Below are 9734 nucleotides of genomic sequence, written 5' to 3' on the forward strand. Positions count from 1 at the left end.
GAAGGCCTCGTAGCTGTTGAAAAAGCCGTGGCGGCCGGTGAGCAGGTAGCCCTCCAGCCAGCCCTCGCACATGTGCTCGGACAGCATGGAGTCCATCACCCGACCGTCCGGGTCCAGGTGCTCATCCGGGTCCTCATTCTCGTACCGCTCCCCCAGGAAGCGGCGGCCGGTGACCTCAAACACCGGATGGAGCCGGTTGGAGGCCGTCTCGTCCGGGGCGAAGATGCGGAAATTCCGGGATTCCAGGTTCAGCTTCATCACATCCCGGACGTAGCCGCCCAGCACCAGCATGTCCTGGGCCTCCACCTCGCCGGGGGCGGGAACCTCCACCCCGTAGTCCCGGAAGTCCGGCGTCCGCAGGTCCCGCAGCAGCAGGCCGCCGTTGGCGTGAGGGTTGGCACCCATGCGCCGGTCCCCCTTGGGGGCGAAGGAGCGCAGCAGATCCACCGGCCGTCCCTCCTCGTCGAACAGCTCCTCCGGGTGATAGCTGCGGAGCCACTGCTCCAGGATGGGCAGGTGCTTTTCCGTGTCAGGGCCCATGGAGATGGGTACCTGGTGGGCTCGGAAGCAGTCCTCCACGGGGTTGCCGTCCACCTCCTTGGGGCCGGTCCAGCCCTTGGGGGAGCGGAACACGATCATGGGCCAGCGGGGGCGGGTGGTGTCTCCCGTGGTGCGGGCGTGCTGCTGGATGCGCTTGATCTCCCGGATGGCCCAGTCCAGGGTGGCAGCCATCTGCTGGTGCATCTTCTCCGGCTCACTGCCCTCCACAAAGCGGGGTTCCCAGCCGCAGCCGCGGAAGAACTGCTCCACCTCCTCATGGGAGATCCGGGAGAAGATGGTGGGGTTGGCGATCTTGAAGCCGTTCAAGTGCAGGATGGGCAGCACCGCGCCGTCAGTGATGGGGTTCAGGAATTTGTTGGAGTGCCAAGATGTGGCCAGGGGCCCGGTCTCCGCCTCACCATCGCCCACCACGCAGGCGGCGATGAGATCCGGGTTATCCGCCACAGCGCCGAAGGCGTGGGCCAGAGAATACCCAAGCTCGCCGCCCTCGTTGATGGAGCCAGGTGTCTCCGGCGCCACGTGGCTGGGCACGCCGCCGGGGAAGGAGAACTGCTTGAACAGTTTCCGCATGCCGTCCTTGTCCTGGGTAATGTTGGGATAGACCTCCGTATAGGTGCCGTCCAGCCAGTCCTGGGCCACCATGGCGTTGCCGCCGTGGCCGGGGCCGGAGAGGTAGATCATGTCCAGATCGTCCTTCTGAATGACCCGGTTCAGGTGGGTGTAGATGAAGTTCTGCCCCGGCACGGTGCCCCAGTGGCCCACGATGGTCTGCTTCAGGTCGGAGGCGGCCAGTGGGCGCTTCAGCAGGGGATTGTCCAACAGATACAGCTGGCAGGCGGAGAGGTAGTTGGACGCCCGCCACCAGGCGTCGACCTGTTTCAGCTGCGCCGGCGTCAACGGCGGCTTTTTAGACAGGCGTGTATTGGTTTTAGGCTTTGCTGCAATTGTCTTTTGAGAAGTCCGTGGCATATTATTGCCTCCTTTTTCTTGTTCCTTTCGCAATTAGTATATCTCTTATTTGAAAAAAGGCAAGCGAAATCGAAAATAATTTTATCTTAATTTACAATTATTTCATTTTAGTATTCCTCTTTTAGGCGTTTTACCCTTATTCTATTCCTTCCGCCGCGCTTGCGTTTTTCCGCCGGATGTGCTACTGTAACGGCATGGAAACGTATGAACTCATCCGCTCCGGCCGGAAGACCCTGGCCCTGGAGATCACAAGGGACTGCCGCGTGGTGGTGCGGGCCCCCCGCCGCCTGTCCCAGGCCCGCATCGACGACTTTGTGGCCAGTCACGCCGGCTGGATCGCCCGGCACCTGGAACAGCAGCGCCGCCGGGCTGCCCTGGCCCCCTCCGCCCCCACCCAGGCGGAGATCGGCGCCCTGAAGGAAAAGGCACGGCAGGTCCTGCCGCCGAAAATCGCCTATTACAGTGAGAAAATGGGCCTGTTCCCTACTGGCGTCAGGATCACCTCCGCCCGCACCCGCTACGGCAGCTGCAGCGGAAAGAACAGCCTGTGCTTCTCCTGTTTTCTCATGAACTGTCCGGATGCGGCCATGGACCTGGTGGTGGTCCATGAGCTGTGCCACATCCAAGTGAAAAACCACGGGCCGGATTTCTACGCGCTGCTGGAGCAGGTACTCCCCGACTGGCGGGAGCGGAAGAAGCTGCTGCGATAACGTGTAAAAGCACAAACCGGAGGCATGGCTTGGCCCTGCCTCCGGTTTATGTCTGATATTACGCCCCCACCGACGTGAGCCAGACCGCCGCCAGCAGCACCGCCAGCAGCGCTGCATTCCAGGCGGTAAACACCGCCAGATACCGGGCGGGGCGGGCCCCCGGGGAGCGAAGATACAGCTTGAGCGTGATCAAACTTGCTAGGGATGCTACCGGGGTTCCCAGACCGCCGATATCCACGCCCAGCAGCAGCTCCCTCCAGTTGTCCGTGAAGCCCGACAGCAGCACCGCCGCCGGTACATTGCTGATGATCTGGCTGGTGAGCACGCCGGTCAGCAAGGTGCTGCGCTCCAGCAGACTCTGGAGAAACCCATGAACGGCAGGCAGCCGTCCCAGGTTTCCGGATACCACGAAGAAGCAGATGAAGGTGCACAACAGGCTCACATCCAGCTTCCGCAGCAGAGCAGGTTCCACTGCGGCCAGCGTCCCAAGCACCAGAACCGTCAGCAGACCATAGGGCAGAATGCGGAACACCGTCAGCAGGCACAGCAGGAACAGTGCGCCGTACAGGGCCAGCTTCCCGGGCTGCCGCAGGGGCTGCGGGTGCACCGGAGGGATCTGGAGATCCCTGGGCAGGACCGGCAAGGCCGCCACGGTCAGGCAGGCCAGACTGATCCCCGCCAGGGGCAGCACCACCGGGAAAAAATCCCCGGCAGAGAGTCCATAGGCCCCGTAAAGGTAGAGGTTCTGGGGATTGCCCACCGGCGTGGCCATGCTGCCCAGGTTTGCGGCAATGGTCTGCAGCACCAGCAGCGGCACCGCCGCGGCCCGGCAGTCCATCTGGTCCAGAAGCAGCAGCGCAAAGGGTGTAAAGGTGATAAGAGCGACGTCATTGGTCACGGCCATGGAGCAGAAAAAGGGCAGCAGCACCAGGATCACTGCCAGGGCCCTGGGTCCGGTCCCCCGGGACAGCAGATGGCCGGCCAGCCACTGGAACGCCCCGCAGGACTGGAAGCCCGCCACCACCGCCATCAGGCACAGCAGCAGGCATAGCACCCGCAGGTCGATGTAGCCCAGATAGGCGGCGTCCGGCGGCACCAGGACCATGGTGGCCAGTGCGCAGAGTGCCGCCACGGTCAGCACCGCCTCCCGCTTGAAAAATGCCAACAGTCTCATTTCTGTCCCTCCAAAGGCTGACAAAATCCGCGTTCCACCATATCACACTTTTTCCGGGAACGCAAACCTTTTTGGGGAGGCTGTGCTGTTCTACCGCAGGCAGCCCGCTAGCCGCCGGGACAGCATCCACGCCAAGGCCAGCTTCACCAGGTCCGGCACCACAAAGGGGAACACGCACATTCCCAGTGCTGCCCACAGGCCGATGGGCCCCGCCGCCCGGGCATAGGCCACCAGGAACCAGGCGGTGCCGAAGGCATAGCACACCAGCAGGCCCAGCACCATGGCCGCGGCCGTCACCGCCGGACGGTCGCCCAGCCGGGCGGTCATGCCCCAATACAGCAGGGCCGAGGCCAGAAAGCCCAGGATATACCCGCCGGTGGTGCCCAGCAGAACGCCCGGGCCTCCCTGAAAGCCTGAGAACACCGGCAGGCCCACCAGGCCCAGCAGCAGATATGCCAGGATAGCCAATATCCCCCGCCGGCCCCCCAGGGTCCCCAGGGCTGCAAACACGCCAAAGGTCTGGAGCGTGAACGGCACTGTCAGGGGAATGTTGATCCAGGCGCACACCATCAGCAGCACTGCGAACAGGGCGGCGTACGCCAGGTCCACCGTCCGCAGCCGGGTCCTAGTCATGGAAGTCTGTTTCAAATCAGATCGCTCCTCTCCTGTGTCTGGAGGAAGTATAGCAAGGCTTTCCATAATTGTCAACCTTAAAAAAAATAAAGTTTACAATATAGATAAAAAACCAGGAGGCAGTGCCTCCCGGTTCAGCAGTCCGTGTGGGTGCAGATCTCCCGCACCTTGGCCTGAATAGCTTTCAGGTCCACAAAGGTCTCCGGCCGCTTCTCCACATCCCGCAGCAGCGCGGAGGGATGGTAGATAGCCGTCATCTGGACGCCGCCCCGCTGGAACCACTTCCCATGCTCGGCGGTGATCTTGAAGTCCTCCTTGATGATGGCCTTGGCGGCGATCCGGCCCAGACAGACAATCAGCTTGGGCCGCAGCAGCGCCGTCTGCCGCCGGAGCCAGCCGATGCAGGCGTCCTGCTCCACATTCAGCGGGTCCCGATTCCTGGGCGGGCGGCACTTGACGATGTTGGCCACATACACCTTCGTCCGGTCCAGGCCGATGATCTCCAGCATATCATCCAGCAGCAGCCCCGCCGGCCCTACGAAGGGGATGCCCTGCTCGTCCTCCCGCTGACCGGGGCCCTCCCCTACCAGCAGGATCTCCGCGTCCCGGGCACCGTCACCGAACACCACGTGGAGCCGGGTCTCCGCCAGGGCGCAGTTCCGGCATTGTCCGCAGGCCTGCTCCAGCGCCTCCCAGGTATCCGCCATCCGCCTCCCCCTCCTTCGTGCCTCTCTCCGGGGCACCACACCGGCGGCGGATGCCCCTCGGCCGCCCAGCCAAATGGCAACGGCCCCTTTGCGGCCATTGTAACACAAAATCTTCCGCCGCGCAATGAGGTATGAATCTCTTCCGTCCGGACAGACTGGACAGGGAGAGGAGGGGGACGCTTGTCTCTGTGGCTATGGACATTTTGGACATACAGCTTTCTCGGCTATCTGCTGGAACGGGGGTACGCCATCGCCACCCACGCGGACCGGCAGGCCCGGAAGTGCTTTCTGCTGCTGCCCATGTGCCCGGTGTACGGGCTGGGGGCCCTGGCGGTGCTGGCCCTGCCGGAATCATTGAGCGGCAGCTTCTGGTCTCTGGCCCTGTGGGGCGGTCTGGCGGCCACAGCAGTGGAGTATGCCGTACACGTTCTCTATGACCGTCTGCTGGGTGTGCGGTTCTGGGACTACTCCCAGGTCCGGTGGAATCTGCGGGGCCGGGTCTGCCTGCCCTTCTCCCTGGCCTGGAGCCTGCTGGTGGCAGCAGGGCTGCCGGTGATCCAGGCGGCGATAGCCCCGGCGCTGGCCGCCGTGCCGCCAACCGCCACCTATGCCGCGCTGCTGGTGTTCACCGCCGACACAGTGGTCTCCCTCCAGCTGCTGCGCCGGGCAGGAGATCCCGCAGTGCTGTCTCTGGGAAATCTGCGGGCTGCGTAAGAAGCCGGGCATGGGGAAACGTCCATGCCCGGCTTCCTTTTGCGTCCGGCCGGTCACTGTTCCGGCAGGTGGGCCTCCAGCCAGTGCGCCACGTCCGCATAGACCTTCTCCCGGCCCGTCTCCTGGAGGATCTCATGCCGCAGGCCCTGATAAAGCCTGATCTCCACGTCCCGGACACCGGAGCGGCGGAAGCTGCGGTACGCCCGCCGGACACCCTTGCCCATGTCCCCCACCGGGTCGTCCTGCCCGGAGAGGAAGAGGACCGGGGTATTCCGGTTCATCCGCTTCAGGTTCTCTTGCTTCTCAATGCAGGCGATCCCCCGCAGCATCTCCCGAAAGAGTCCGATGGTGGGGTCCCCTCCGCAGAGGGGATCCGCAAGATACTGGTCCACGTTCTTCGTGCTGGCGGAGAGCCAGTCGTATCCCGTGCGGTTGGGGGCAAATTTCTGATTGTATGCCTCGAAGGCCAGCTTGTTCACCAAGGGGCTGGAATGGCGGTCCCCCACCTTTCTGGCCTCCCGGGCGGCAAGGACGCGGCCCGCCGCCACCAGCGCCGGGGGCATCTGCCCCGTGCCCATCAGGATGGCTCCGGCCACGGTGCCGGGGTAGCGGATCAGATACGTCCGGGCCAGGAAGGACCCCATGGAATGCCCCAGCAGGAACACCGGAAGGCCGGGGAACCGCTGCCCTGCCAGCTCCCGCCGGGCATAGAGGTCCTGCACCGCCCAGTCCCAGCTGCCCCTGGGTCCGAAGTACAGCCGGGGCGCCCCCGCCGCCACGGAGAGACCGTGCCCCAGGTGGTCGTGGCCCGCCACGGCAAAGCCCCGCTCCGTCAGGTAGGCCGCCAGGGGCTCATACCGCAGGATGTGCTCCGACACGCCATGGGAGAGCACCAGAACCGCCCGGGGTGCCATGTCCGGCGTCCACTCCACCGCATGGATGCCGGTCCGCCCGTCTGCGGAGGGGAAGGTAAATTCGTTTCTCACCATGGAAAAATCATCCTCTCTGTGCTATACTGTGTGCCATCAGGCGTAGGATGCCTGCTTTCTGGGTCGATGATACCACACTTCCGTCACAAACGCCAGAGGAGGCCGCATTCATGGAAACATACATCGCTGCCCTGGACCAGGGAACCACCAGCTCCCGGGCCATCCTGTTCAACCGGGCCGGGGAGATCGTCTCCCGCGCCCAGCACCCCTTCCGCCAGATCTACCCCCAGCCCGGCTGGGTGGAGCACGATCCGCTGGAAATCTGGGCCACGGAGAAGCGGGCCCTGGCGGAGGTCGTGGGCGCCGCCCACATCGACCCCAAGCGGATCGCCGCCCTGGGCATCACCAACCAGCGGGAGACCACCATCCTCTGGGACCGCTCCACCGGGCAGCCGGTCTGCAACGCCATCGTATGGCAGTGCCGCCGGACCGCTCCCCTCTGCGACACGCTGAAGGCCGACGGCCTGGGCCCCCTGGTGGCGGAGCGGACGGGCCTGCTGATCGACGCCTACTTCTCCGGCACCAAGATCCGGTGGCTGCTGGACCACGTCCCCGGCGCCCGGGAACGGGCGGAGCGGGGGGAGCTGTGCGCCGGCACGGTGGACAGCTGGCTCATCTGGAACCTCACCGGCGGGGCAGCCCACGTGACAGACTACTCCAATGCCTCCCGGACCATGCTGTTCAACATCCACACCCTCCAATGGGACGAGGCGCTTTGCCGGGCGCTGGGCATCCCCGCTTCCCTGCTGCCGGAGCCGCTGCCCAACTGCCATCTCTACGGCCGTGTGGCCCCGGACATTCCCGGACTGGAGGATCTGGCGGGCATCCCCATCTGCGGCAGCGCCGGGGACCAGCCGGCGGCCCTGTTCGGCCAGGCCTGCTTCACGCCGGGCCAGGCGAAGAACACCTACGGCACCGGCTGCTTCACGCTGATGAATGTGGGCGGTGAGCCGGTGGCCTCCCAGTCGGGACTGGTAACCTCCGTGGCTTGGTCCCTGGGGGGCGAGACTACCTATGCCCTGGAGGGCAGCGTGTTCAACGCCGGCAGCACCATCCAGTGGCTGCGGGATGAACTGGGGCTCATCTCCTCCGCCCCGGAGTGCGACCGGCTGGCGGAGAGCGTGCCGGACGCCGGAGGCGTCTACGTGGTGCCCGCCTTCACCGGCCTGGGCGCCCCCTACTGGGACATGTACGCCCGTGGCACCATCGTGGGGCTGACCCGTGGCACCACCAAGGCCCACATTGCCCGGGCGGTGCTGGACGCCATCGCCTTCCAGGTGACGGATCTGGTGCAGGCCATGAACGCCGACGCCCCTTGCCCCATCACCACATTACGGGTGGACGGCGGTGCCTCCGTCAGCGACATCATGATGCAGACCCAGGCGGATCTGCTGCGACTGCCGGTGGACCGACCCGCCCAGGTGGAGACCACTGCCTTCGGCGCTGCGGCCCTGGCGGGGCTGGCGGCCGGAGTGTGGGGCAGTCTGGAGGAAGTGGCTGCCCTGCGCCGCAGCCAGCACGTATTTCTGCCCCAGCGGCCCCAGGCCGCCTGCGAGGCCCAGTACCGCCTGTGGCGCCGGGCAGTGGACCGGGCGTTGCGGTGGATTGAAAACGATGTGTAAACAAATCCGGAATTTGTTGCGTTCAGTGGAAAAGTGCGCTCTACTGAAGCCAAGTGAGAGGCATGAAACGGAAATGAAGACGATCAGTGCGGCGTTTGGTCCGCAGGTGAAAGGAGTTTATCGACATGGCTTTTTTTGAGGATCTGACCAAAAAGACAAAGGACCTGGCCTACGTGGCCGCCGACAAGGCCAAGGATGTGGCCGCCGTGGCAGCGGATAAAGCCAAGGACGCGGCGGAGCTGACCCGCATCTCCATGGCCATCGCCGGGGAGCAGCGGGAGATCGACAAGAACTACCGCACCATAGGCGAGTGGTTCGTCAGCGAGTACGAGGGGGAGATCCCCGACGCCGTCCGGGACCTGGTAGAGGCCGTCAACACCTCTAAGGCCAAGATCGCCGAGCTGGAGGCCAGCAAACCCCGTAAGGACGATGGCGCCGAGGTTGAGGCAGCAGCTCCCGCCCAGAAGATCTGCCCCATCTGCGGCGCGGCCTCTGACAGCAAGTTCTGCCCCCAGTGCGGCGCCCCTATGGGTGACTGAGTTCCCGCCATAACAAAGACAAGCCCGCCGGCCTGATGGCCGGCGGGTTCTCTTTCTCTTTCAAAAGGTCAGGCGCATGTCATACCATACCACGCCGCCGTGGGTGGACTGGGAGACGCCCTCGTTCACAAAGCCGAATTTTTCGTAGTAGTGGACCAGCTTGTCCTTACAGGTGAGGACGCAGCCGCGTCTTCCCTGGGCCCGGGCGTCGGCAATCACCCGCTCCAGCACCGCTCCGGCGCAGCCCCGGCAGCGATAGGCCGGCAGGGTGTTGACGCCGAAGATCATCTGCCAGGTGCCGTCCTTGTCGTGGAGGGCGGCGTTTTCATACATCTCGTCCCGGAGCGTGGGCTCGTCGGTGGTCATGCCGTCCACAAAGCTCACCAGCGTGCCGTCGTCCTCCTCCAGCAGCCAGAAGTGGTCTGCGTAGTAGGCCAGACGGTCTGTGATCTCCGCCGCCGTGGCAGCCTCCGCTGGTGGGAAGCAGGCGGCCTCCACCGCCGCCAGGGCAGCCGCGTCCGCCAGAGAGGCAGTCCGAATGTGCATGAAAAAATCCTCCTCATTTCAAATAACGGTAAGTCAGCAGCAACCGGGCGGTGCCGTTGAACTGGTTTTCCAGCCAGAAGGGCTGATCCGCCGCGAACCGCAGGGCGTCCCGCTCCAGCAGCTGGAAGTCCTGCCCCTCCGCGTGGAGCAGCACCGTGCCGGAGAGGCTGGTGGCCAGGCACACGCAGCCGGGCACCATAGGTTCCGGCGCGTACCGGCCGCTGATGTACAGGTCCAGAAAGAACGTCTCCTGCCGCAACACGTCGTCATAGGGCAGCGAGGGCCGCAACAGCGCCTTGCCCCCATCCAGCCGGGCGGCCTTGTTGTCCAGCTCCCGCAGGAGCAGCAGCGGCTCGAAGTCATCGTTCTCCAACAGCACCTCCGCCGGGACCTTTAATGCCCCGGCCAGCTTGCCCAGCAGCCCCACAGAGGGGTTGGCCTCCCCCCGCTCGATCTGCCCCAGCATGGAGCGGGACACGCCGGCCTCCGCCGCCAGCCGCTCCATACTGAGCTTCTTGCTCTTGCGGATGCGCTTGAGATTCTCCCCCACCGCCCGGGTCAGCTCCATGG

At 64.8% G+C, this 9734-nt stretch carries 11 protein-coding genes; 4 read left to right on the forward strand and 7 right to left on the reverse strand.

Going from position 1 to position 9734, the window contains the following annotated elements; translation table 11 throughout:
• On the reverse strand, positions 1 to 1530 hold a 1530-nt coding region (locus tag QVE23_RS08705; protein WP_287967948.1), incomplete at its 3' end, for a phosphoketolase family protein.
• Positions 1531 to 1724: 194 nt separating this feature from the next.
• Between QVE23_RS08705 and QVE23_RS08710 the strand changes: the two genes are divergently transcribed.
• Positions 1725 to 2240, forward strand: coding sequence for a M48 family metallopeptidase (locus QVE23_RS08710; RefSeq protein WP_021749604.1), 516 nt, complete (start codon positions 1725 to 1727; stop codon positions 2238 to 2240).
• Positions 2241 to 2298: 58 nt separating this feature from the next.
• Here the strand turns inward: QVE23_RS08710 and QVE23_RS08715 are convergent, their stop codons facing one another.
• The 3 genes from QVE23_RS08715 to QVE23_RS08725 form a co-directional block, all read right to left on the reverse strand.
• Positions 2299 to 3414, reverse strand: coding sequence for an SLC13 family permease (locus QVE23_RS08715; protein WP_287967950.1), 1116 nt, complete (start codon positions 3412 to 3414; stop codon positions 2299 to 2301).
• Positions 3415 to 3504: 90 nt separating this feature from the next.
• Positions 3505 to 4062 (reverse strand): biotin transporter BioY, encoded by a 558-nt coding sequence (locus tag QVE23_RS08720; RefSeq protein ID WP_337548411.1) that lies wholly within the window; start codon positions 4060 to 4062, stop codon positions 3505 to 3507.
• A gap of 119 nt (positions 4063 to 4181) precedes the next feature.
• Positions 4182 to 4754: a uracil-DNA glycosylase gene (locus tag QVE23_RS08725; RefSeq protein ID WP_025545513.1), complete on the reverse strand. Its 573-nt coding sequence runs from the start codon at positions 4752 to 4754 to the stop codon at positions 4182 to 4184.
• 180 nt (positions 4755 to 4934) lie between these two features.
• On the opposite strand from QVE23_RS08725, the gene QVE23_RS08730 reads away from it, so the two are divergent.
• Positions 4935 to 5468, forward strand: coding sequence for a putative ABC transporter permease (locus QVE23_RS08730; RefSeq protein ID WP_021749608.1), 534 nt, complete (start codon positions 4935 to 4937; stop codon positions 5466 to 5468).
• Between the two features lie 53 nt (positions 5469 to 5521).
• On the opposite strand, the gene QVE23_RS08735 is transcribed toward QVE23_RS08730, so the two are convergent.
• The gene (locus QVE23_RS08735; RefSeq protein ID WP_287967952.1) at positions 5522 to 6457 is read right to left on the reverse strand and encodes an alpha/beta hydrolase; all 936 of its coding nucleotides are present in this window, start codon (positions 6455 to 6457) and stop codon (positions 5522 to 5524) included.
• A gap of 110 nt (positions 6458 to 6567) precedes the next feature.
• On the opposite strand from QVE23_RS08735, the gene glpK reads away from it, so the two are divergent.
• Positions 6568 to 8079, forward strand: coding sequence for a glycerol kinase GlpK (gene glpK, locus QVE23_RS08740; RefSeq protein WP_119311572.1), 1512 nt, complete (start codon positions 6568 to 6570; stop codon positions 8077 to 8079).
• Positions 8080 to 8204: 125 nt separating this feature from the next.
• Complete coding sequence (locus tag QVE23_RS08745) at positions 8205 to 8618, forward strand: zinc ribbon domain-containing protein (RefSeq protein ID WP_021749611.1); 414 nt, start codon at positions 8205 to 8207, stop codon at positions 8616 to 8618.
• 60 nt (positions 8619 to 8678) lie between these two features.
• On the opposite strand, the gene QVE23_RS08750 is transcribed toward QVE23_RS08745, so the two are convergent.
• Together QVE23_RS08750 and QVE23_RS08755 are read right to left on the reverse strand one after the other, a co-directional pair.
• A complete protein-coding gene (locus tag QVE23_RS08750) occupies positions 8679 to 9164 on the reverse strand; it encodes a GNAT family N-acetyltransferase (protein WP_287967953.1) in 486 nt (161 codons plus the stop codon).
• Between the two features lie 13 nt (positions 9165 to 9177).
• Positions 9178 to 9734, reverse strand: a 557-nt coding sequence (locus QVE23_RS08755; RefSeq protein ID WP_021749613.1) for an XRE family transcriptional regulator, incomplete at its 5' end; no start/stop codon positions are given.

The organism is Oscillibacter sp. KLE 1728 (genome assembly GCF_934833455.1).
GTDB classification, from domain to species: domain Bacteria; phylum Bacillota; class Clostridia; order Oscillospirales; family Oscillospiraceae; genus Oscillibacter; species Oscillibacter welbionis.